General features: G+C 56.5%; 19 protein-coding genes. 7 read left to right on the top strand and 12 right to left on the bottom strand.

What is annotated here, in order from left to right; all coding sequences use genetic code 11:
* The first annotated feature begins 15 nt into the window (after positions 1-15).
* A complete protein-coding gene (locus L1F30_RS01050; RefSeq protein ID WP_253358361.1) occupies positions 16-1,131 on the top strand; it encodes an integron integrase in 1,116 nt (371 codons plus the stop codon).
* Positions 1,132-1,229: 98 nt separating this feature from the next.
* Here the strand turns inward: L1F30_RS01050 and hldE are convergent, their stop codons facing one another.
* From hldE to L1F30_RS00990, 12 genes are all read right to left on the bottom strand, one after another.
* Positions 1,230-2,669 (bottom strand): bifunctional D-glycero-beta-D-manno-heptose-7-phosphate kinase/D-glycero-beta-D-manno-heptose 1-phosphate adenylyltransferase HldE, encoded by a 1,440-nt coding sequence (gene hldE, locus L1F30_RS01045; protein ID WP_253358359.1) that lies wholly within the window; start codon positions 2,667-2,669, stop codon positions 1,230-1,232.
* Positions 2,670-2,683: 14 nt separating this feature from the next.
* Positions 2,684-4,465 carry a lipid A export permease/ATP-binding protein MsbA gene (gene msbA / locus L1F30_RS01040; RefSeq protein ID WP_253358357.1) on the bottom strand — a complete coding sequence of 594 codons (1,782 nt, stop codon included), beginning with the start codon at positions 4,463-4,465 and terminating at the stop codon, positions 2,684-2,686.
* Positions 4,466-4,621: 156 nt separating this feature from the next.
* The gene (gene rfbD, locus L1F30_RS01035) at positions 4,622-5,536 is read right to left on the bottom strand and encodes a dTDP-4-dehydrorhamnose reductase (RefSeq protein ID WP_253358356.1); all 915 of its coding nucleotides are present in this window, start codon (positions 5,534-5,536) and stop codon (positions 4,622-4,624) included.
* A gap of 88 nt (positions 5,537-5,624) precedes the next feature.
* Positions 5,625-6,176 (bottom strand): dTDP-4-dehydrorhamnose 3,5-epimerase, encoded by a 552-nt coding sequence (rfbC, locus tag L1F30_RS01030; RefSeq protein WP_253358354.1) that lies wholly within the window; start codon positions 6,174-6,176, stop codon positions 5,625-5,627.
* A 67-nt stretch (positions 6,177-6,243) separates the two neighbouring features.
* Positions 6,244-7,254, bottom strand: coding sequence for a dTDP-glucose 4,6-dehydratase (locus L1F30_RS01025; protein ID WP_253358352.1), 1,011 nt, complete (start codon positions 7,252-7,254; stop codon positions 6,244-6,246).
* A 10-nt stretch (positions 7,255-7,264) separates the two neighbouring features.
* Positions 7,265-8,023 carry a lipopolysaccharide kinase InaA family protein gene (locus L1F30_RS01020; protein ID WP_253358350.1) on the bottom strand — a complete coding sequence of 253 codons (759 nt, stop codon included), beginning with the start codon at positions 8,021-8,023 and terminating at the stop codon, positions 7,265-7,267.
* Between the two features lie 10 nt (positions 8,024-8,033).
* Positions 8,034-9,161, bottom strand: a complete 1,128-nt coding sequence (locus L1F30_RS01015) for a glycosyltransferase family 4 protein (RefSeq protein ID WP_253358348.1) — start codon at positions 9,159-9,161, stop codon at positions 8,034-8,036.
* Between the two features lie 64 nt (positions 9,162-9,225).
* On the bottom strand, positions 9,226-10,155 hold the full coding sequence (locus L1F30_RS01010) for a branched-chain amino acid transaminase (RefSeq protein WP_253358346.1): 930 nt from the start codon (positions 10,153-10,155) through the stop codon (positions 9,226-9,228).
* Positions 10,156-10,189: 34 nt separating this feature from the next.
* Positions 10,190-13,126 carry a bifunctional [glutamate--ammonia ligase]-adenylyl-L-tyrosine phosphorylase/[glutamate--ammonia-ligase] adenylyltransferase gene (glnE, locus tag L1F30_RS01005; protein WP_253358345.1) on the bottom strand — a complete coding sequence of 979 codons (2,937 nt, stop codon included), beginning with the start codon at positions 13,124-13,126 and terminating at the stop codon, positions 10,190-10,192.
* 65 nt (positions 13,127-13,191) lie between these two features.
* On the bottom strand, positions 13,192-13,536 hold the full coding sequence (locus L1F30_RS01000) for a hypothetical protein (protein WP_253358343.1): 345 nt from the start codon (positions 13,534-13,536) through the stop codon (positions 13,192-13,194).
* A gap of 159 nt (positions 13,537-13,695) precedes the next feature.
* Positions 13,696-14,280: a hypothetical protein gene (locus tag L1F30_RS00995; protein ID WP_253358341.1), complete on the bottom strand. Its 585-nt coding sequence runs from the start codon at positions 14,278-14,280 to the stop codon at positions 13,696-13,698.
* 24 nt (positions 14,281-14,304) lie between these two features.
* Positions 14,305-16,074: a GspE/PulE family protein gene (locus L1F30_RS00990; protein ID WP_253358339.1), complete on the bottom strand. Its 1,770-nt coding sequence runs from the start codon at positions 16,072-16,074 to the stop codon at positions 14,305-14,307.
* 155 nt (positions 16,075-16,229) lie between these two features.
* Here L1F30_RS00990 and L1F30_RS00985 point away from each other — a divergent pair, with 155 nt between their 5' ends.
* The 6 genes from L1F30_RS00985 (at position 16,230) to ilvD (ending at position 23,897) form a co-directional block, all read left to right on the top strand.
* Positions 16,230-16,910 carry a TIGR00153 family protein gene (locus tag L1F30_RS00985; RefSeq protein WP_253358337.1) on the top strand — a complete coding sequence of 227 codons (681 nt, stop codon included), beginning with the start codon at positions 16,230-16,232 and terminating at the stop codon, positions 16,908-16,910.
* 31 nt (positions 16,911-16,941) lie between these two features.
* On the top strand, positions 16,942-18,210 hold the full coding sequence (locus L1F30_RS00980) for an inorganic phosphate transporter (protein ID WP_253358336.1): 1,269 nt from the start codon (positions 16,942-16,944) through the stop codon (positions 18,208-18,210).
* 344 nt (positions 18,211-18,554) lie between these two features.
* A complete protein-coding gene (locus L1F30_RS00975; RefSeq protein WP_253358335.1) occupies positions 18,555-19,361 on the top strand; it encodes a PhzF family phenazine biosynthesis protein in 807 nt (268 codons plus the stop codon).
* Positions 19,362-19,421: 60 nt separating this feature from the next.
* Positions 19,422-20,570, top strand: a complete 1,149-nt coding sequence (gene argE / locus L1F30_RS00970; protein WP_253358334.1) for an acetylornithine deacetylase — start codon at positions 19,422-19,424, stop codon at positions 20,568-20,570.
* A 40-nt stretch (positions 20,571-20,610) separates the two neighbouring features.
* On the top strand, positions 20,611-21,948 hold the full coding sequence (gene argA / locus L1F30_RS00965) for an amino-acid N-acetyltransferase (RefSeq protein WP_253358333.1): 1,338 nt from the start codon (positions 20,611-20,613) through the stop codon (positions 21,946-21,948).
* 104 nt (positions 21,949-22,052) lie between these two features.
* The gene (gene ilvD, locus L1F30_RS00960; protein ID WP_253358332.1) at positions 22,053-23,897 is read left to right on the top strand and encodes a dihydroxy-acid dehydratase; all 1,845 of its coding nucleotides are present in this window, start codon (positions 22,053-22,055) and stop codon (positions 23,895-23,897) included.
* Positions 23,898-24,176 lie beyond the last annotated feature (279 nt).

The following is a 24,176-nucleotide window of genomic DNA, read 5'->3' as shown; positions in this document are numbered from 1 at the left end:
TTTAGGTGGAAGGCCATGCAAAAAGTGGAACCTATAGACGATGTTCCGGTATATGTTCCCGAAAAGCCTGTTCGGTTTCTGGACCAATTACGGGCGTTTATTCGCTACCGGAATTTGGCTTATCGAACTGAGCAAACATACATCCATTGGATAGTGCGATTTATTCGATTTCATAAGATGGCGCACCCCTTGCGGCTTAAAGCTCTTGATATTGAGGCCTTTCTAACCCACCTGGCTGCGCATAACAATGTGTCTGTAAACACCCAAAAAGTGGCGCTGAATGCGCTGATGTTTTTGTATAACCAGTTTTTGCAAACCCCAATTGAAGGGTTGAACTACCGGTTTGGCAAAGCCACCGTGCGCATTCCCGTTGTGCTGTCGAGCCGGGAGGCAGCCTTGATTATTGGCAATGCCAAGAAGCCGTATCAACTGATGTTTTCGATTATGTATGGCGCGGGCCTGCGAATTGCTGAAGTGTTGAACCTGCGTATTCTTGATTTGGATTTTGACAATCAGATTTTGGTAGTGCGAAGCGGAAAAGGCCGTAAAGATCGCACCTGTATTTTGCCGGCAAGCTTGATGGCCCCGCTGGCACAACAGATAGATGCCGTACGAAAACTGCATGCTTATGATCAGGCCCGCGGATACGGCGAGGTGTATATGCCCAATGCGCTAGCCAAGAAGTTCCCGAAGGCGAGTAGCGAAACCAAGTGGCAATTTTTATTTCCTGCAACATCGGTTGGAGGCTGCCCACGCACAGGCGAAATACGCAGGCATCATTTGCATCAATCTGCAGTAAGTAAGCACCTGCGTAAGCTGGTGCGGCAACTTGATATAGACAAATACGTAACCTGCCACACTTTCAGGCACAGTTTTGCAACACGCCTATTAGAGCGCGGCTATGATTTACGCACTATTCAGGAGTTGTTGGGCCACAGCGATTTGAAAACCACAGAGATTTATACTCACGTAGTAAACAGGGGCAAGCTGGGTGTGATTAGCCCAATGGATCAAATTGGTGAGGCGCCGGCAAGTTATTGGGTGCAACAGCCAGACCAATTACGGCTTGCAACGCCGGCAGCCTTTCTTCCTAACACTAACGCTCGCCTGCCTTTTCAACATACAGCGTAAAAGTCTGGCCAGCTGACAAGACCTTTGGAAAACACAGGCTAACAAAGTTTATTGCCATCACCGCGTGTAATGCTTTTTAGGCACAAAAGTAACGGTGACTATTTTTTGCGTTCATGATCACGTTGAATTTTTTCAACAATGGCGGTTGTAGAGACATTTTCAAAAAAACTCAGCACTTTTACGGTGCCGCCATAGGCTTTTACAATTTCATGGCCTACCACTTGATCTTCTGTGTAGTCGCCGCCTTTTACCAGCACATCGGGCTTGATGAGTTTAAGTAGCCTTTCGGGCGTATCATCGTCATAAAAAGTCACCCAATCTACCGCCTCCAAACCAGCAAGTACTGCCATTCTTCGGTCTACCGGGTTGATTGGGCGGCCGGCGCCTTTAAGGCGCTTTACCGAGGCATCGGAATTAATTGCCACAATTAACCGGTCGCCCAGGGCGCGGGTATCTTCCAGATAACCCACATGGCCTGCGTGAATAATGTCGAAGCAGCCGTTGGTAAATACTATGCGTTCGCCCGCAGCGCGAGCTTCTTCAATTGCCATCAGCAATTGTTCTTCTATGAGCACACCGCGCTCGCTGCCTTGCTCAAGCTTTACTGCGCGGCGCAGCTCGGGAGCGCTGATGGTGGCCGTGCCGAGTTTACCCACTACAATACCGGCTGCGAGGTTTGCAAGCCCCACGGCTTGTGGCAACTCTTCGCCGGCGGCGAGACTTGCAGCCAGTACAGATATAACCGTATCGCCGGCACCGGTGACGTCATACACTTCGCGTGCCCGCGCGGGCAGATGCAATTCGGCTTTACCTTTGCGAAGCAGTGTCATGCCGTGCTCACCACGGGTGATTAACAGCGCTTGTAAACCCAGCTGCTCAAGTAGCGCCAAGCCCTTTTCAACCAATTGGCTTTCGGTTTCACATTTGCCCACAACGGTTTCAAACTCGTGCAGGTTGGGTGTCATTAAGGTGGCATGTTGGTAGCGACTGAAATCTGAGCCTTTAGGGTCTACCAGTACGGGCACTTGGTGTTTATTGGCAAGGGCAATGAGTGTTTGCACTTCAGCCAAACTGCCTTTTGCGTAGTCAGACAAAATTACCGCACCCATGTGTGCAATGAGCGCTTCGGCCTTGGCGGCAAATTCCGAGCTGTCTTGCGGTGCGTAAGGCTCTTCAAAATCCATGCGCAGCAATTGCTGGTGCCGGCTCAGTACACGTAACTTTGTAATGGTGGGCTTACCCTCCACCACTTGAAAATCTGTATGCACGTTGGCGGCTGAAAGCCTTGTTTTTAGTGCATCGCCTGCTTCATCGTTGCCAACTATACCCACAAGTGCGCAACCAGCACCAAGTGCGGCAATGTTTAGCGCAACGTTGCCAGCACCGCCTGGGCGATCTTCTACCTGATCAACTTTTACTACCGGCACTGGCGCTTCGGGCGAGATGCGTGAGGTGCCGCCATGCCAATAGCGATCGAGCATCACATCGCCAATAACCAGCACCTGTGATTGCGTAAATTGCGGCATGTTTAACAGCATGGTGAGCCTCGTGCTTATTCGTTGTGTTCTTCAAATTGCATGGAGTGCAATTTGGCGTAATAACCCTGCTGGGCGATGAGTGTTTCGTGCGTGCCTTGCTCGACGATGCGCCCGGCATCCATGACCACAATGTGATCGGCGCTTTCAATCGTCGATAAGCGGTGCGCGATCACAAGCGTTGTACGGTTGCGCATCACGGCTTCCAGCGCGGATTGAATGCTGCGCTCTGATTCGGTATCAAGCGCGGAGGTGGCCTCATCTAAAATCAACAGCGGTGCGTTTTTCAAAAGTGCCCTGGCAATAGCCAAGCGCTGTCGCTGGCCGCCCGAGAGCCGCACGCCATCTTCACCAATGAGGGTTTGCATGCCCTCTGGCATTTGCTCGATGAACTCAAGGGCATGGGCTGCGCGCGCGGCTTCCATAACCTCTGCTTCGCTGGCAGAGGCTAAAGTGCCGTAGGCGATGTTGTTGTAGATGGTGTCGTTAAATAGGGTGACCTGCTGGCCCACCAGCGCAATTTGTTCGCGCAGGCTTTGCAAGGTGTAATCTTGTATGGGCAGGTTATCCAGTAAAATCTCGCCTTCACGGTGCTGATAAAACCGTGGAATTAAGCTGGCAAGTGTGGTTTTTCCGCTACCTGAGCGGCCTACCAGCGCCACGGTTTTGCCAGGTGCCACGGTGAGGTTGATATCGTGTAGAACGCGCTTGTCGCCTTCGTAGGCAAAATTCAAATTGCGAATGGTCAGCTCGCCGCGTACACGGCCGGATTGGTGCGTGCCGGTATCTTGCTCGGTAATTTGATCGAGCTGGGTAAAGATGGTGCTGGCCGCTGCAATACCTTTTTGAATGGTGGAGTTCACTTCACTCAACTGGCGAATGGGTTTGGGGATAAGTGCGGCAGCGGTGATGTAGGCCACAAAGGCGCCAGGCTCTGATGTGCCCATGAATGTTAGCGCCAGATACACCACAAAGCCCATGGCTACGGCCACCAGTATTTGGATAACCGGGGTATTGGCAGAACTGGTGAGAGAAATTTTTATGTTTTGTTTGGTGTTGCGCGCAGAGGCTTTTTCAAAGCGGTCTTTTTCATATTGCTCGCCGCCAAATGAGCGCATGACGCGGTAGCCGTTAATCATTTCTGAGGCCACATGGGTTACATCACCCATAGAGGCTTGCACCTTGGCGCTAAGCTTGCGAAGGCGCAAACCCACCTGCCATACAATCAGGCCAATCAACGGGCCCACGCCTAAAAAAATCAGCGTGAGCTTCCAGTCTTTGTATATCAGGTACGACATCAGGGCCACTACGGTAAGGCCCTCGCGCACCACCACTTTAAAAGCCTCTGTGGCGGCGCCCGTTACTTGCTGCACATTGTAGGTAATGCGTGAAATTAAATGGCCTGAGTTGTTGTTGTCGAAATAGCTGCCAGGCATGTGGGTCAGCTGGTCGAACAGCTGGCGCCTGAGCATGTGTACGATGGCGTAAGACACCCGCGAAATAAAATAGTTACCAATAAACTGGCCCAGGCCGCGCACAGCGAAAATCGCAATCAGTGCCGCCGGGACTATCCACCGGTCTTCGGGGCGGTTATTGGGAATGGCTTCGTCGATGAGGTATTCCATCACCCACGCATACATAGGCTGAGATACCGCAAATATGGCAAGCCCCACAATGCTGATGGCAAACAGGCCGGCATGGGCGCGCACATAACCAAGCAGGCGCAGGTATATTTGCCCCGCGGTTTGCGGTTGAACCTCTTCGGGGTGGCTAACCCTAGGGGATTTGGATTTGCTCATAGTGATGGGTCTGAATTACTGAGGGCGCTATTCTAACAGGCTAGGCCAAAACTATCTGCGTTGGAGGCAGCCCCACAGAGTAGCCTTTTTTCTCTGCTTTTAAGGGCGGTTGGCGGACGTTCAAGGCAAAAAGGCATCATTTCTATAAAGACCTCGTTATAGCCCCCGCACCTTAAGGCCCTGAACCGTTCGCGCAAGCCCTTCACGCCAGTGCGGCAAGGTGCGCCCGAGGCGCTCACCGAGCTTTGCAGCACACAATGGCGACCACTGGGGCCTTGGCGCAATGGGTGAGGTGGCCTGGGCTGCAAACTGCTGCTGGCTCACGGGTTTGATGCTGACGCCCTCGGCTGCGATGCCGGCATCGGTGGCGGCACCCACCAAAGCACGGGCAAGCTCAAGGCGGCTGGCCGCTGCCGTGCCGGAAAGGTGGTAGAGCCCGCCCTGCGTGCCATTTAGCAGTTCGGCGGCAAGCAACCACACGGCCTCGGCAATGTGGCCTGCATAGGTGGGTGAGCCGAATTGGTCGCAGGCCATTGCCAGCGTCTGCCCACGTGCCGCCTGCTGCACTATACGGCTGCCCATGTTGGTGCCGAATTCGCTGAACACCCAGCTCACCCGCAACACCAGATTGCGTGCCACGGCAGCCACTGCCTGCTCACCGGCCAACTTGCTGCGGCCATAGTGGTTTACGGGCCCCACTGCATCGGCCTCGGTATAAAGTGCGGGCAAGGCCCCGTCCTCTACAGTTCGCCCTGGAAAGACATAATCCGTTGAAAAATGAATGAGCGGAATGTCATGGGCCGCGCAGGCCTCGGCAAGTTCCGCCACCGCACTGTGATTGATGCGCATAGCCAAGGCGGGATCGAGCTCGGCGCCATCGACCTGATTGTAGGCCACGCAATTAATTACCAGCGCCGGGCGATGGGCGCTCACTGTTGCAGCCAGCTCACCAGCTTGCTGAAAATCTACCTCGGCGCGCATGGGCGCTGTTAAAAAATATTCTGCGGGCAGGCTTGCGCGCAATGCCTGCCCCACTTGGCCTGTTGCGCCTAAAAGTAAAATATTTTGCATGCGCTTTTATAATCCAGCCTTCAAAAAAATCAAAAAAACCCAGATGTCTTATCGCCGCGCGAGATCGGCTGAAAACGTGCAGGCCCAGCTACTGCGCTGCCAGCGGCGGCCACTTTTCATCCCGCGGTGCCACTGTGGGAGCGCCCTTTAGCTGCCAAGGCAAGGCCAGTAGCGGGTCGTCCCAGCGGCAACCGCCCTGGCCCTCTGGGTCATAATAGTCGGTGCATTTATACAGCACCATTGCCGAGTTCGATTGCGTGTAATAGCCGTGCGCATAACCCGGCGGCACATAGAGTTGATCGCCCGCCTGTGCATCTAATTGCACCGAAACATGCTGCCCGAAATGTGCGCTGCGCGGATTAATATCGGCCACTATGTCTTGCACTGCGCCTTGCAATACACAAATTAATTTGCCCTGGGGCTTGCGGGTTTGATAGTGCATGCCGCGCAGTACACAGGCCTTGGAATGCACCAGGTTATCTTGCACAAAATCTGGCAGGCCCAGCGCGCGGTAGGTGCTTGCCCGCCAGGTTTCGGTGAACGCTCCCCGGCTGTCGCGATGTGTGAGCGGACGCAATAATAAAACACCGGGTAGCGCCAGGGGCGTTATGGTGATCTGCTCAACTGCAGCGCTATTCACAGTGCGCGCCCTGTGATGCGATTTTGCCTTGCGAGTTGCATTTGCCAAGTTAAGTGCCTTCGCGTACTCATTTGCTTTCACCTGCGGCTAAAAATTTGCGGTTAGCCAAATACCAGGCAACGGTTTGCTGCAGGCCGTCAGCCAGTGACGTGGCGGGCGCCCAGCCCAACGCCTTGATCTTTTGCCAGCATACTTTGTAGCAGCGGTCATGGCCGGGGCGATCTTCTACTTGTGTAATAAGGGTTGCGTGGGGCGCGCCCGCGGGGCTGGCTGCATCCAATAGCTGGCAAAGTGTATTAATTAATTCGCGATTGGTGCACAGAGCGTCACTGCCCACATTATATATTTCACCCAATTGCCCGCGCTCAGCCAGTAGCATCAAGGCGCTTACGTGATCTTCAACATAGAGCCATTCGCGCTGTTGCAAGCCATCGCCATACAGTGGCAATGGGCTGCCCACCAAGGCCCGCGCAATAAATTTGGGGATTAATTTTTCGGGAAATTGCCAGGGCCCGTAATTGTTGCTGCAGCGCGATAAAACCACCGGCACACCGAAGGTGCGATGCCAGGCCAGCGCCAGTTGATCAGCGGCGGATTTAGAGGCCGAATAAGGCGAGCTGGGCTGCAGCTTGTGAGATTCCAAAAACGCGTGGTTTGGGCCTGTGTCTGCGCAATCGCCGTACACTTCATCGGTTGAAACCCACACAATTTTTTCAAGCATTTGCGCGGCTTGCGCGCCACTGGTGCGTACCGCTTCCAACAAATTTGCCGCACCCAACACGTTGTTTTGCACGCTCACCAAGGGTGCGGCAATGGAATTATCAACGTGGGTTTCAGCGGCCAAATGAAAAATAAAGCGCGGCTTTGTGCGCGCTAACAGTGCTGCAACCGGCGCGGGGCCCTGGGCCAGATCGATATTGTGCCAATGGTATTGCGGGCCTTCCAGATGATCGAGCGAGGGGTTGGCCGCCTGGGTGCGCTTATCAATATTGTGTACACAAAAGCCGCGCGCCAAAAGCCTGCGTACCAAGGCCGAACCGATAAAACCACAGCCCCCGGTTACCAATACAGTGTGCATGTGTTGCCTGCTATTGGGCCTGGGTTGCTGTGCTTGCGGCTTGCGCCAATACCCGCTGACGCAAACCCTGGTAGGTTAAGCCTAACTTGCAATGGCGCCAGTACTGCTGCAAAAAATACTCGGTATCTGCGGTGTCGAAGGCGGCCATGCCGCGCATAAAACAGGCAAGGTCATTCACGCTTGCCACCACCGTGCGCCATTGATAACCCAAGCGCTCAAGGTGATCTATGCGCACCTCGCGCTGGGCGTTCATCAGCACATTAACCGAATGCAAATTGTGGTGCGCTAAGCGCTGGTTGTGCATAGCGGCAATGTGGGTGGCCCAGGTATCCAGCACTGGCTGGCGCTCTGCAAGCGCAAGGCTTGGCCATTGCTTTACAAACTCGTGTGCGCTTTTGAAATCTGTGGGTGTGCGCACCAGCATCAACGCGCGCCAACACTGGGTATCTGGCAGGCGCTGCTCGCCGTAACACACGGCCTCTGTAGTGGCGATGCCGCGGGCTTCACACAACAAATGGTTCTGGTAAAGCTCGCGCAGCTTAGGCCGGGTTTGCCACAACCAGCCCTTGCGCTCTAACTGGTTTTGGCTGATGTAAACGCGGTAGCTTGCGCTGTCACCATCGAAGTTGATGTCTGCGGTTTTTTTATCAGACAAGCCCTGGCCCGGGGCGAAATTTATTTTTTGCGCACACCAATCCCACAGCCGGGCGGCATCGTGCAGGTGGTGTTTTTTCAGCAGGGTTTCAAGCGAGGCATCACAATGAAACATGGGCTTAATCCTAACCGGCGCGGGTAACGCTGGCTTCAATGATATCTGCCGCCTTCTGGGCGAGTGAGTAGATATCGCGGTTGTCGGTAAATTCCAGTGCGTTGTTACCCCAATCCATGCGCTCGTCGGTGGCGAGCGCCTTTGCCAGCAACGTATTGAACTCCGTTTGCTGATAGGGAAAAGGCGCCACCAAACCGGCATTGGCTTTTTTCACCAGAGGCGCATAACCACAGGTGGTGGTTGCCAGTACCGGCAGGCCCGAGGCCATGGCTTCAAGCAGTACGGTGGCGGTCATGTCGCGGTGCGCCGGGTGCACCAGTAAATCGGCGCTTTGCATAAACCGGGGTACGTCTTCACGGCCACCAAAGAAAATAATCTTCTCTGCAACTCCAAGGGTTGCCGCCTGGGCAACGTAGGGGTCTGGCTTATCATTGCCCACCACCCATAGGCGCACGCGCGTTTTTAATGGCGCAGGCAACGCGGCCATGGCTTCAATGAGCCGCATGAGCCCCTGGCGCTTGAAGCGCGTCATGACGCACAGCAACACCAGCTCATCGGGTTTGACCTGCTGCTGGCGGCGAAATTCCAGCTTGTGCAATTCGCTTTCAAGGGTGGCCTTGCGATCACTGGTTACACTCGGCGGCAACAGGTGCATACGCGCGGTGGCATCAGGGAACTGGTTGGCAAAAATCGCGCGCTGGGCACCAGACATCAACAGGATTTGCGTTGAAGATTCAGGCCCGAACACGGCCTCTTCACAGCCAGCCCAAAATTTGTAGGCGGGTGTCATCTTGTGCACCCAGGTGCAGCTTTCAGCCACTTGGGCTTTGTAGCAGCCTTCGGTAACCAGGCACACATCCAGCTTGGGCATTTTGTTAAAGCCCACGTGACATTGCACGGGGAATTTTTGCAAATGCGCTTGCACCCAACGGTAGAAAAAGGCGTTGCGCTCTTCAGGTACTTTGCTTTTTACCGGCACCTGCACAAAGCGCACGCCGTCTGGGGCATCGCCTTCCCACTTCATGGCATAGGCGCGTACGGTGTGGCCACGGCGCACCAGTTCGCGGGCAATGTTGGCACAGTGGCGCGCGTGGCCCTGGAAGGGCGAGTAGTGATAAATGCTGAGCGCTATATCCATGGGTAACCGTTAAATAAACCTGCTGCTAACTGTAGAGCATTGGCGCTATAGCGCTGCGCATAAATCAGGCGCTTACCGGCGCCAGCCACTGCGGGTGCTTGTTGCCTACCCCGCGCACGGCGTCAAAGTAGGCCGCCTGCAATACTGTGGTAATCGGCCCGCGGCGGCCTTCGCCGATTACGCGGCCATCGTGCTCGCGAATAGGCAACACTTCGGCGGCGGTGCCGGTAAAGAAGGCTTCGTCGGCCACGTACACTTCATCGCGGGTGATGCGTTTTTCCTTGATGGTGTAACCGGCTTCGGCCGCCAACTGGAAAATGGTGTTGCGGGTGATGCCGTCCAGGCAGGAGGTGAGCTCGGGGGTGTAAATCACACCATCGCGCACCATGAAAAAGTTTTCACCGCTGCCTTCGGCCACGTAGCCTTCGTTATCCAGCAGCAGCGCCTCTTCACAACCGCACTCGATGGCCTCACGCAGTGCCAGCATGGAGTTGATGTAATTGCCGTTGGCCTTGGCCTTGCACATGGAGATGTTCACATGGTGGCGGGTGTAGCTGGAGGTGCGGATTTTTATGCCTTGCTCGCGCGCCTCGGGCGACATGTACGAGGGCCACTCCCAGGCGGCTACCATCACGTGGGTTTGCAATTTATCAGCGCGCAGGCCCATGCCTTCACTGCCCAAGAATGCCATGGGGCGCAGGTAGGCTTCTTCGAGATTATTTTCGCGCACCACAAGTTTTTGGGCTTCGTTGAGCGTGGCCTTATCAAAGGGCATGTCCATGCGCATGATGTGGGCCGAGCGGCACCAGCGATCTGTGTGCTCTTGCAGGCGGAAGATGGCCGTGCCATGGCTTTCGGTGTTGTAGGCCCGCACGCCTTCGAACACACCCATGCCGTAGTGCAACGTGTGGGTGAGTACGTGTACCTTGGCGTCACGCCAGGGGATTAGTTCGCCATCCAACCAGATGACGCCGTCGCGATCGGCAAAATTCATGGCCTACTCCTAACAATTCGGTGCCCCGCACGGGTTAACTGCCCGGGGGCTTGGTCTCGGTTACGGGCCCAAACAACCGTTGCCATAGGTCTGTTACGGCAGCGCGCTCTGTGCGAAATTGGCTGTCTTCAAGGGTTACTGCCTGGCGTTGTAACGCCAGTGCGTGACCCGTTGATCGGTAGGCTTTGTAGGCTCGGATCAGGCTGGCAACATCGTCTGCCGCCATGAGATCTGCTTCTTCCAGACAGCCGAGTATGCGAATGTTGTCCGAGTATCGCACCAGCGCCGGCACTTGGTGGGCCCAAGCTAAAGCGGCGTATTGAACCATAAATTCAATATCTACGATACCACCGGCATCCTGCTTGAGGTGGAACAGGCCGGCCTTGGTGCAGCCCAGGCTTGCGCGCATCTTCTCGCGCATGGCCACTACATCAGCCGCCAATTTGGCGAGATCGCGGGGCTGGCACAAAAGTTCAAGGCGCAACTGTTCAAAGCGCCGGGCAAGGGCGGCCTCACCGCACACCACCCGCGCGCGCACCAAGGCCTGGTGTTCCCATGTCCAGGCTTCGTTGCGCTGGTATTTTTCAAAGGCTGTGAGCGATGTCACCAGCAAGCCTGAATTGCCTGAAGGACGCAGGCGCATATCCACTTCATACACCTGGCCTGAAATGGTTTGGGTATTGAGGATGTGGATGATTTTCTGGCCCATGCGGGTGTAGAAGCTTTGGTTGTCGAGCGAGCGCTCGCCGTCTGTGTAGCCGTTGATGTCGGTGTTGTGCACAAACACCAAATCCAGATCTGACCCGTGCCCCAGCTCAATGCCGCCCAGCTTGCCGTAGCCCACCACAATGAATTCGGGCTCGGTAACCGCGTTGCCCGCCACCACCGGGTAGCCGTGGCGCGCCACCATCAGCTCCCAGGCCAGCTGCTGCACATAGTCGAGTATGGCCTCGGCAAGCCAGGTTAAGTAATCGCTCACTTTCATCAAAGGCAGTACACCTGCAACCTCTGAGGCGGCAACCCGCAGGCCGTGGGCCAACTTGAAGTAACGCAGGGCTTCCATCTGGGCCTCTAGGTCATCGCGGTTGATGCGCAGCGTGGCCTGGCGCAACTCGTCGGTAAGTTCAGCGCGGTTGGGCGGGTGATAGAGGCTGTGGGTATCCAGCAGTTCATCGAGCAGTGCCGGGTGGCGCGAGAGCTGATCGGCAATCCAGGGGCTGGCGGCGCACAGGGTAACCAGTTGCGCCAGTGCGGCGGGGTTTTCAATTAACAGCACTAGGTAGGCCGAGCGCCGCAGCACTGCCACAACGAGTTTGAGCACCCGCTGCAGGGTTTCGGCACTGGCCGAGGTTTGCGCCAGCACCGCCATCAAGCGCGGCATGAAGTGATCAAACCGGTCGCGGCCGCTGGCCTGCATCATGGCCAATGCACGCAACCCATACAAATCTTGCAGCTGGCTTAACACCGCCGCCGGCGCATCAAAGCCCAATGCCTCAAGCCAGGCCTGTGCCTGTTCGGCATCTACACCCTGGCCGGTTTTGTGCAAGCCCGCCAAAAAGTCTGCCCAGTGCTGGATGTCGGTTTCTTCGGCGGCTTCGTCTTCGTCATCCGGGCTTGCGATAACGGCCTTGAACTCTTCGTGCACGCGCGCGCGATGCTTGCTGAGCACCGCATAAAAGGCGGGCCAATCAGCAAAACCCATGACCCGGGCCAGGCGTTGCTGGGCGGCGGGTTCGGCCGGTAGCGATTGGGTTTGGCGATCGTCCAGCGCTTGTAAGGCGTGCTCTGTGTGGCGCAAAAAAACATAGGCACCGGCCAAATCTTCGGCAGCTCTGGGCGGCAGTAACTCCCACTCGGCCAGGAGGTTTAACAGGGGCAATACCCGGCGCTCGCGCAGGGCCATATCGCGCCCACCGCGAATCAGCTGGAACGCCTGGCCCACAAATTCCACTTCGCGAATGCCGCCACCACCAAGCTTGACGTCGTCTTGCAAACCCTTGCGCTGCACTTCGCGGCTGATCAGGTTTTTCATGTTGCGCAGTGAATCGAAGGCGGAAAAATCCACATAGCGGCGGTAGGTGAATGGCGTGAGCAGGGCCATGAGTTTTTCGGCGGCAACAGCACCGCCCTCGCCCACCCACGCCACGGGCCGCGCCTTGATCATGGCGAAGCGCTCCCAGTCGCGGCCCTGGGTTTGGTAGTAGTCTTCCACGGCGTTGAAGTTAGACACCAATGCTCCGGAGTCGCCGTGCGGGCGCAGGCGCATGTCTACACGAAAACAAAAGCCTTCGGCTGTGAGGGTATCCAGGCTTTTGATCAGCCGCTGGCCCAGGCGGGTAAAAAATTGTTGGTTGTCGAGCGCACGCGCGCCGTTGGTTTCACCGGACTCTGGGAAGGCAAAAATCAGATCGATATCCGACGATAAATTAAGCTCCCAGGCACCCAGCTTGCCCATACCCAGCACCACCATGGGTTGCGGCTTGCCCGAGGCGCGCCCGATGGGCGCACCCAACTGTTCACACAGGCGCGGGTAATGCCAGGCCAGCGCGGCGTTTAGCAAACAACTGGCCAGCGCCGAAAGCTCGGCGGTGGTTTCTGCCAGTGGTGCAAGGCCGTTGAACTCCCGATAAATAAAGCGCACCTGCTCGCGGTGGCGAAACAATCGCAACGCTCGGTTGAAGGCGTCTTCGTCTTCTTCACCGGTGAGGGTTTGCCTGAGCAATGCATCAAAATCGCGCGTGGGTGCGCCTGCTGGATAGAGGCTGTCGTCTGCTATGTGGGGCAGCCAATCGGGGTGCTTGGTTAGTTGCTCGGCGGCAAAGTTGCTGGCGGTGAAAAGGCGTTGGAGGTGAGGTACGTTAACCTGATCTATTACCTCATCTACCCCTGCCAACAGGGCATCGAGGTCGCACCCCCAGCCGTCTTTTGGTGCCTGCAATTGCAGTGGCGCTGTCACATCCAACCTGGTCATATCTTCTCCTTAACCCTGGAGTTGATAATGCCTGAATTTGCTGGTGTGAAACAGCCTGCAAGGTACTAAGGGTAGCGATTCACTATCGCCTGCAAGGCCGCGTTTTCGTGCAACTGAAAGCAACGGGATAAATTGGGATCAATATTGGCTTTGCTGCCAGTGACAGGCGTAAAAGACTGCACAGCTTGGGCGATCTCCTGGAACACCTCAGCCGGTAAATTGCTGGTTTCCACCATGCCGCCGGCAATCGCGCGTATATCCTCTAATGGCAAGCCCTGATCTTTGAAATACCAAAACAGGCAATTGGCTTGGGCGAAATCATTTATTTCTTTTTGTTGAGAGCTTAATGATACTTCAGCAGCGCAACCGGTAAGTAAACTGAGCGCGATAGAGAACAAAAAAAGACGCATTAAAACGCCACTCTTGTATTCATTACCCGACAACGAGAATGGTGTAAACATTCGCTGAATGCACCTGTAAAAACACAAGCAATGCGAAACATATTATGGCCAACGAAGAAACGAAGTTTGTGGCGCTCTTACATCAGCAAAGCCGTGCATAGCCACCATCTACAAATCTCCACCGCCTCCTGTATACACAAACTGTGGCATCAGATTAACCGGCCGCAGATCTTTCAAAGCCGGATACACTTCCAGCAGCTCTTGCAACCGTGCATTAAAATTATCATTCGGCGCTGAGATGTATGCACAGTGCTTACCGCTAGCGCACATACATTGAGCCCGTCCGTCAAAATCACCTATGTAATACAAGGTTCCAGGTTCGGCGGTAAAGGAAAGACTGAAAGGGTAATCAACCGCTTTTCGCCCAGTATGTTGGCCTCCATCTTTTCCAATTCTGGAGTGCGTGCCTAGCCACTTATTCAGTTGATACTCCCCAGGCACAACAGAATAACTTTTGACACCATGGCTCCAATGCCTTGGTTCGTCAAACGCCAGGAAATCTTCCCGTGTAGGCCCCTTTAAGGCTAACGCTACTCCTCCTGCACAGGTAAAACCCAACAACTTATGGCTTTCCAGCTCGAAACTTCCAAAAATATAGGCGCTGCCCATGCTGACTTGTGCATCTTGCGGTAGCGATTGTTTCATTGTGCTACAACCCATGAGCAGCACTAAAAATCCGTAATACCAACGCATAACATTCCCTATTAATTTATTGAACTAATCCTTATCCGGCGCCGGTGCCACACGCATCACTTCTTCAATGGTGGTAAGCCCCGCGCCCACTTTTTGCGCGCCGGCAAGCCGCAGGGTGCGCATGCCTTCTTTAACGGCTTGTTTTCTAAGCACCATTAAATCGCCGTCGTCTTTAATCAACGCTTTGATGGCATCTGAGAGCACCATAATTTCGTAGATGGCCACCCGCCCAAGGTAGCCTGTATTGCGGCACTCCAGGCAGCCCACAGGTTGATACACCTTGGCCGGTGCCGCGGCCTTCCAAGGGGCGACCAGTTGTTGCCAGGCGGCGGCATCTACCGGTTGCGATTCTTTGCAGTGCGGGCAGAGGGTGCGCACCAGCCGCTGGGCCATCACCCCCAACACCGAGGCCTTGATGAGGTAGGCAGGCACGCCTAAATCCACCATGCGCGCCACTGCTGCCGGCGCATCGTTGGTGTGTAGCGTCGAGAGCACCAAATGGCCTGTGAGCGATGCTTGAATGGCCATCTCGGCGGTTTCCAGATCGCGGATTTCACCCACCATGATGATGTCTGGATCCTGGCGCATGAGGGTGCGCACGCCGGCGGCAAAATCGAGCCCTATGTTGTGCTGCACCTGGGTTTGGTTGAAGGCGTCTTCCACCATTTCGATCGGGTCTTCAATGGTGGAGACATTCACCTGATCGGTGGCCAGGCGCTTGAGCGACGAATAGAGCGTGGTGGTTTTACCGGAGCCCGTGGGGCCTGTCACCAGCACGATGCCGTTGGGGTTGGCGAGCATGTCTTGCCACTGGATGAGGTCATCGCCTACCAGCCCCAGCTGCTCGAACGAGCGCAGCAGTACGTCTGGGTCGAAAATACGCATCACCATTTTTTCGCCGAAGGCTGTGGGCAGTGTGGATAAACGCAACTCCACTTCGTTGCCATCGGGGCTTTTGGTTTTGATGCGGCCATCTTGCGGCTTGCGCTTTTCGGCCACGTTCATGCGGCCCAGCACCTTCAAGCGCGAGGTGACGGCCGTGGTGACGTTCATGGGCAGCTCGTAGACCTGGTGCAAGACGCCATCGATACGAAAGCGCACCCGGCCAATGTTGCGCCGGGGTTCTATGTGGATGTCGGAGGCGCGCTGCTCGAAGGCGTATTGCAGCAGCCAATCCACAATATTGACGATGTGTTGATCATTGGCCTCCGGGTCTTTGGCGGCGCCCACTTCCAGCAGCTGCTCGAAATTATTGGCAGCCGAGGTGCCACCGGCGCCCACCCCGGAGATGGATTTGGCCAGCGAGTAGAACTCCACCGTGTAGCGGTCTATGTCGTCTGGGTCTGCAATCACCTTGGTGATGCCCTTGCGGGCGGTGTGGGTGAGCTGCTCAACCCAGTTGTTTACGTGGGGCTCGGCGGTGGCCACTACCAGCTCGTCGGGCAGCACTTTCACACACAGGATTTTGTGGCGCTGGGCAAAGGCGAACGACATCACCTCGGTCACGCGGGCCACGTTCACTTCCAGCGGATCTATGTTTACCCAGGCCAGATTGCTGCGCTCGGCCAACCAGCGCGACAGCTGTTCGCCATCGAGCGGTTTGTCTTTGCGGGAAGGGTCTGCCAGCTTGCGCTGGGCAATGATTGCGAGCGGGTTGCGGGCTTTTTGCTTTTCAGAGAGCGGCGTGCCCATGAGCAGGTTGGCGTCGCCCTGGCTGATGCGCCCGTCTTCCAGCAGCGCCAGTGCTACTTTTCGCAATTCCAATGGTCTGTCTGGGCCGGCCAACTGGTTCATCTTCCCTCGCTCTCTTCTGGCAATAGGCAGAATGTAACACACCGCCGAAATACGCGCCTTGCGGTCTCCATATGAAAGAAATATGACCATTTGTTGCGTGACCCAGTGCACATCTCTCCCTATACTGCGCGCACTGAACTACGGGAGAGCAAATCATGCCGAGCGCCAACCCTTTTGCCATTTTATTTGGCAAGTCCCCCATCAAGCCCATGCAGGAACACATGGCCGTGGTGAGTGATGCCGCAAGCCTGCTGAAACCCTTCTTCGAGGCGGTGATCGCCAACGACTGGACCACAGCCGAGAGCGTGCAGCACAAGATCCACGAGCTGGAGAACGAAGCCGACAAGCTCAAGAAAGATCTGCGCCTGCACCTGCCCAAAAGCCTGTTCTTGCCCGTGCCCCGCTCGGATTTGCTGGAGCTGCTCTCGGGCCAGGATCGCATTGCCAACCGCGCCAAAGACATCGCCGGCATCATGCTGGGCCGCAAAATGAAGCTGCCCAAAGCACTGGGCGACCAGATGCTGGAGTTTGTGGGCTCGGCGGTGGAAACCGTGGAGCAATCGCTGAAGGCCATCAACGAGCTGGATGAATTGCTGGAAACCGGCTTTTCCGGTCGTGAGGTAGACATAGTTGCCAACATGATCGACGAGCTGGACCGGTTGGAAAACCGGGCTGATGAAATGGAAGTTCAAATCCGTGCCGCACTGTTTGCGCTGGAATCTGAAATGCCACCGGTGGATGTGATGTTCCTCTACCGCGTGATCGACTGGGTGGGCGATGTTGCCGACCGTGCACAAAAAGTAGGCAGCCGGCTAGAGCTGCTGCTGGCGCGCTAAGCGCCAACTCACTAACTGCGGAGAATTTTCCATGTCAGTAATTGCTGAATACGGCCATATTTTCATTGTGATGGCCTGTATCTTTGGTCTGTTCATGGCCTGGGGTGTGGGCGCCAACGACGTTGCCAACGCCATGGGCACCTCGGTGGGCTCCAAAGCCCTGACCATCAAGCAGGCGATCATCATCGCCATGGTGTTTGAGTTTTTAGGCGCCTACCTCGCCGGTGGTGAAGTAACCGCCACTATTCGCAAGGGGATTATCGACCCGAGCGCCATTGCCGACACCCCGGAGCTTCTGGTTTACGGCATGATGGCCGCGCTCTTGGCCGCCGGCACCTGGTTGCTGATTGCCTCGGTACTGGGCTGGCCTGTGTCTACCACCCACTCCATTGTGGGCGCCATTGTGGGCTTTGCCGTGGCCGGTATTTCCGTGCAGGCCGTGGAATGGGGCAAGGTGGGCACCATTGCCGCCTCGTGGATTGTCTCGCCGGTACTGGCCGGCACCATGTCGTTTTTGCTGTTCAGAAGCGTTCAACACCTCATTCTGAACACCGCCACACCGCTTGAGAACGCCAAGAAATATGTGCCTATGTACATGTTCTTCGTGGGCTTTTTAATCAGCATGGTCACCCTGCTGAAGGGCTTGAAACACGTATTCAAAGACAGCGGCCTGTCGCTCAACTTCCTGGAATCCACCGGCATTTCTATTTTGGTGGGCCTATTGGTTGCGGGCTTTGGTATTTACTTGTTGTCGCGCGTGAAGCCTGTGAGCACAGAGCAATCGCGCTTTGCCAACGTTGAGCAAGTGTTTGCCATTCTGATGATTTTCACCGCGTGTTCCATGGCCTTTGCCCACGGTTCAAACGATGTAGCCAACGCCGTAGGCCCCATGGCCGCCATTGTATCCACCGTGAAAACCGGTGCCATTGGCGCCAAGGCGTTAATGCCTGGCTGGATTTTGCTGGTGGGCGCCATTGGTATTGTGATTGGTTTGGCCACTTACGGTTACCGGGTGATGGCCACCATCGGCAAAAAGATTACCGAGCTGACCCCAAGCCGTGGCTTTGCCGCCGAGCTGGGTGCCGCCGGCACTGTGGTGCTGGCCTCTGGCACCGGCCTGCCCATTTCCACCACCCACACGCTGGTGGGTGCGGTATTGGGCGTGGGCCTGGCGCGCGGCATTGGCGCATTGAACCTGCGCGTGATTGGCAGCATTTTCCTGTCGTGGATTGTGACGCTGCCCGCCGGTGCGCTGCTGGCCATTTTGTTCTTCTTTACCTTCAAGGGCATGTTCTCTTAAGGTTTGGGACCAATAGCCAATTAAAAAGCCCCGGCCTGTGCCGGGGCTTTTTTATAGAACAAAAATGCAAGTGAGTGGTGGCAGGGCAATCCTAAATCACGATTTTTTGCGCTGGAATAGCCCCTAAAATGTAAAATTTCCGCGAGTGTGCCTGCTCTCGGCTCCCTGCCGGCGACAACCTAGCAGCTGTGCCCCAAGCCCGCCCACCACCTATTACCATCCACCAAATACCGCCCATGCACATTCCTGCCTGGTACAAATTCTGATGGGGTCGAGCTTTTTGCATTTGGCAAGCGCGCTCAAAACGCCCACAATCACGGCCACACCCTCAAGAGCACAGGCCTATGAGTTCCGTGAGCCACCTGCCAATTTACCAGTTAGATGCCTTCACCCAGACGCGCTTCAAGGGCAACCCCGCGGCGGTGATTCCCCTCGATAAATGGCTACCCGATGACCTGCTGCAGGCCATCGCCGGCGAGAACAACCTCTCTGAAACGGCGTTTTTTGTGGCCAAAGGCGACGGCTTTCACCTGCGCTGGTTTACCCCCACCCACGAAGTTGCCCTGTGCGGCCACGCAACGCTGGCCACGGCGGAGGTAATATTTGCGAACCTCAAGCACCACTTGGCGCAGGTGCACTTTCACACCCAGAGCGGCCTGCTCACGGTTGGGCGCTTGGCAGACGGCCGGCTGGAGATGGATTTCCCCGCCCAGCCGGTAACGCCGGTGCTGTTAAGTGACACCGAACAAGAGCATCTGAACGCGGGGCTTGGGCTTAGCTGTGGTGCCACCTTTGCCCATGAAGACCTGCTGGTACGCTGCCCCGATGAAGCCTCTGTGCGCGCCATCAAACCCGACCCAAAGGCCCTGGCAGAGCTGCCCTACCGCGGCATTATTGCCACGGCACCGGGTACGGAGTGTGATTTTGTCAGCCGGTTTTTCGCACCCGCGGTGGGCGTAGATGAAGACCCGGTAACAGGCTCTGCACACACCAAGCTCACCCCCTATTGGGCCGAGCAGCTGGGTAAAAACCTGCTCAGTGCACGCCAGGTGTCAGCCCGCGGCGGCGAGCTTGAGTGCGAGCTTCAGGCCTCGCGCGTGTTATTGCGTGGCTATGCGGTGCAATACCTCGAGGGCCGGATTGCCCTTTAACCCATTGCCAGCGGGGCCGCTTGCCATCAAGCTATAGGCTCACGGCCCAAGGATTGCGGTATGGTGGATATCAAGCGCTACACACAGGAATTAAGCCAGCTGGTGGCCCTGCCCTCGGTCAGCTGTGCCACGCCAAGCCTGGATACCAGCAACCGCGCGGTGGTGGAGCTTTTGGCCAACTGGCTGGCAGACCTTGGCTTTGCCTGCGAGCTTCAACCCCTGCCCGATCAGCCCCACAAGGCCAACCTGATTGCCACCCGCGGCCATGGCCCTGGCGGCCTGGTGCTGGCTGGCCACACAGATACCGTGCCCTATGACGCCCACAGCTGGCAGCAAGATCCGTTTGATTTAACCCTGCGCGACGATCGCCTCTACGGCCTGGGCGCCACCGACATGAAAGGGTTCTTCCCGGTGGTGCTGGCAGCCCTGCGCGGGCTGGACCTCAACAAGCTGCAAGCACCTATCACCGTAATTGCCACCGCCGATGAAGAAACCTCCATGGCGGGTGCCCGCGCCCTTGCGCTGCGTGGCGGCTTTCAGGCGCGCGCGGCAATTATTGGCGAGCCCACCGCGCTCAAACCCATTCGCATGCACAAAGGCATCATGATGGAGGCAGTGCATGTGCGCGGGCACAGCGGCCACTCCTCAGACCCTGCGCTTGGCAATAACGCGCTGGAGGCCATGCACCAGGTGATGGGTGAGCTGATACGCTTTCGCAGAGAATTACAGGCGCAGTTTTCACACCCGGGTTTTACCGTGCAGGTGCCCACCTTAAACCTTGGCTGCATTCACGGCGGCGACAACCCCAACCGGATTTGTGGCGATTGCGAGCTGCAATTTGATTTGCGTGCGCTGCCGGGCATGAATAACGATGAGCTGCACGCACAACTTGGGGCACGGCTGCGGCCGGTGGCAGAAGCCTTGAATGTGGATATCACGCTGCGTGCGCTATTTGACGACGTGCCCGCCTTCGAGCAACCGGCCGGGAGCGCGCTGGTGCGCGCCTGTGAATCCTTCTCTGGCCAGCAGGCGGTGAGTGCCGCCTTCGCAACCGAGGCGCCGTTTTTACAAAGCCTCGGCATGGAAACCGTGGTGTTGGGGCCGGGCTCTATTGATCAGGCTCACCAGCCCAACGAGTTTATTCCCATGGCACAATTGGCCCCGGCAACACACCTGTTGCGACAACTCATCGCCCACTACTGCCACTAAATTTTCGCACAACGTTCATTTTGTTAAATCAGGCTCAGCAATGACCCAGGAAAATAATCACACACTCGCGCAGCAGTATGTCGACTGGTTTCGCGACTCCTCGCCTTACATCAACGCCCACAGGGGTAAAACCTTTGTGCTGATGCTGCCTGGCGAGGCCGTGCGCCACAGCAATTTTCACAACATCATTTACGACATCGCACTGCTCAACAGCCTGGGCGTGCGGCTGGTCATTGTGCACGGCAGCCGCCCGCAAATTCAGGAGCGCCTAGAGCTCGATGAAATGGCCTCGCACTTTCACGAGAGCCTGCGCATCACAGACCCAGAGGCCATGACCGCCATCATTCAGGCCGCCGGCGAAGTGCGGGTAGACATAGAGGCGGCGCTCTCAACTGGCCTGCCCAACTCGCCCATGCACGGTGCGCAAATTCAGGCCATTAGCGGCAATTTTGTCACCGGTATGCCCATGGGCGTGATCAACGGCACCGATTTACAATTCACCGGCAAGGTCAGGCGCATCAACACCAAAACCATGCAGCAGGCGCTGGATTTGGGCGCCATTTTGATTGTATCGCCGCTGGGTTATTCGCCCACGGGCGAGGTGTTTAATCTCTCCTTTGCCGAGGTGGCCACCCAGGTGGCGGTGAATTTAAACGCCGATAAAATTGTAAGCTTCGTGGAGGGTCGCGGCGTTGAAGACGAAACCGGCGGGCTGATTCGGGAATTTATGCTGCACGAGGCCGAGCAATACCTGAACTCCCCCAACAGCCGCCCGGCCCACGGCAGCCGGCTGGCGCTCACCGCCTGCTACCAGGCCTGTACCCAGGGCGTGCCGCGCGCACAAATCGTGTCGTTCAGCGAAGATGGCGCCTTTTTGAAGGAGCTGTTCACCCGCGACGGCTCAGGCTCCATGGTGTACCGCGATAACTACGAGCAACTGCGCACGGCCACCATCGACGACGTGGGCGGCATCATTGAATTGATCGAGCCGCTCGAGCGCGCCGGTGTGTTGGTGCGCCGCTCGCGGGAAATGCTTGAAACCGAAATAGAAAAGTTTTTCGTAATGGAAAAAGACGGCACCGTGCTGGCCTGCGCCGCCCTCTACCCCTACGCCACCGGCAAAGCCGAGCTGGCCTGTGTGGTTACCCACCCCGGCTACCAGAAAGGCGGGCGCGCGGCAAAGCTGCTGGCGCAGCTGGAACGCCAAGCCATTCGCGCCGGCATTCGCGAGCTGTTTGTGCTCACCACCCAAACCGCCCACTGGTTTTTAGAGCAGGGCTTCGTGCAAGGCGACATCAACGCCCTGCCCGACGAGAAGCAATCTCTGTATAACTATCAGCGCAAATCCAAAATTTTCGTAAAGCGCTTGGCGCCCTAACGTTTTTTACTGCTAACAAAGGCCACCCGAAGGGTCGGCCAGTGCACCGGATTCTGGTATGCTGGCCCACCTTTTATCGACCCAGTTGAGTTTCGGAGTGCGCAATGCCAGCCTATCGTTCTAAAACTTCCACCCACGGCCGCAACATGGCCGGCGCGCGAGCCCTTTGGCGCGCCACAGGCATGAAGGACGACGACTTTCAAAAGCCAATTATTGCGGTGGCAAATTCTTTCACGCAATTTGTGCCAGGCCATGTGCACCTGAAAGACATGGGCCAACTGGTGGCCCGCGAGATTGAAAAAGCCGGGGGCGTGGCAAAAGAGTTCAACACCATCGCCGTTGATGACGGCATCGCCATGGGCCACGACGGTATGCTCTACAGCCTACCCTCGCGCGACATCATTGCCGACAGCGTAGAGTACATGGTGAACGCCCACTGCGCCGATGCCCTGGTATGTATTTCCAACTGCGACAAAATCACCCCCGGCATGTTGATGGCCGCCATGCGGCTGAACATCCCCGTGATTTTTGTCTCCGGTGGGCCCATGGAGGCCGGTAAAACTGCGCTCTCCGAACACAAGTTAGACCTGGTAGACGCCATGGTGATTGCCGCCGACAGCAGCGCATCCGATGAAAAAGTCGCCGCCTACGAGCGCTCTGCCTGCCCCACCTGCGGTTCTTGCTCTGGCATGTTTACCGCCAACTCCATGAACTGCCTGACCGAGGCGCTGGGTTTATCGCTGCCGGGCAACGGCTCCATGCTGGCCACCCACGCCGATCGCGAGCAATTGTTCCTGGAGGCCGGGCGCCGCATTGTAGACATCACCAAGCGCTACTATGAACAAGAGCAGGAACACCTGCTGCCGCGCAACATCGCATCCCTTGCGGCCTTCAACAACGCCATGGCGCTCGACATCGCCATGGGCGGCTCTACCAACACCATTTTGCACCTGCTGGCTGCAGCGCAAGAAGGCGGTGTGAATTTCGATATGAAAGATATAGACGCACTCTCACGCAAAATTCCGCAACTGTGCAAAGTGGCCCCCAATACACCCAAATACCACATGGAAGATGTGCACCGCGCAGGCGGCGTGTTTGGCATTTTGGGTGAACTTGCCCGCGGCGGGCTGCTCGACACCAGCGTGCCCACCGTGCACAGCGATACCCTGGCCGAAGGCCTGGCCAAGTGGGACATTGTGCAAACCGGCGATCAAAAAGTTGCGCAGTTTTTTATGGCAGGTCCCGCCGGTATTCCCACCCAAACGGCGTTTTCTCAAGCCACCCGCTGGCCAAGCCTGGACGGCGACCGCGAAAACGGCTGTATCCGTAGCGTTGAGCATGCCTATAGCCAGGAGGGCGGCCTGGCAGTGCTTACCGGCAACATTGCCGAAGACGGCTGTGTGGTAAAAACCTCGGGCGTAGATGAAGATATCTGGGTATTCGAGGGCAGCGCCTACGTGGTTGAAAGCCAGGAAGACGCCGTGGCCGACATTCTTGACGGCAAGGTAAAAGAGGGCGACGTGGTCATCATTCGCTACGAAGGGCCGAAAGGTGGCCCGGGCATGCAGGAGATGCTCTACCCCACCAGCTATTTGAAATCGAAGGGCTTGGGCAGGCATTGCGCACTGCTAACCGATGGCCGATTCTCCGGCGGCACCTCGGGCCTGAGTATTGGCCACGCATCGCCGGAAGCTGCGGCCGGCGGCGCCATTGGTTTGGTAAAAACCGGTGATGTGATTCAAATAAACATTCCGGAACGCAGCATTAACGTGAAACTCACGCAGGCAGAGCTTGATGCCCGCCGTGCCGAAGAAGAAGCCCGCGGAGCAGACGCCTGGAAGCCCCGCAAGGTGCGCCCGCGCAAGGTGTCTGCCTCACTCAAGGCCTATGCCCTGTTGGCTACCAGCGCCGATAAAGGCGCAGTTCGTGATCTTACCAAGCTCGACTAACCCCGTGGCGGCAGCAGCACGCTGCCGCCACTTCCCATAAGCTTTATCTTTTCACGCATTTCAGTTCGGCTTTTAACGGCCGTTCTACGCACGCGTTTACGCGTCAATTTGCGGGCATGCTCCGCGCACAAAATTTACAGCCGCTGCAGGCGTTGCAAATTTTTCAGCTACAGGCCTTAGAGCCTGTGCGATTAATTTAAGTTTTTTGGGTTTTACTTTTTTACGGCTATACCTTGCACAATATTTACGCCTTCTCACGCGCCTTTTCCTTCACACAAA

It is taken from the genome of Simiduia sp. 21SJ11W-1 (assembly GCF_024138675.1).
Lineage (GTDB): Bacteria > Pseudomonadota > Gammaproteobacteria > Pseudomonadales > Cellvibrionaceae > Simiduia.
The sequence above is the reverse complement of the archived record's forward strand: the minus strand, read 5'-3'. Positions and strand labels throughout refer to the sequence as shown.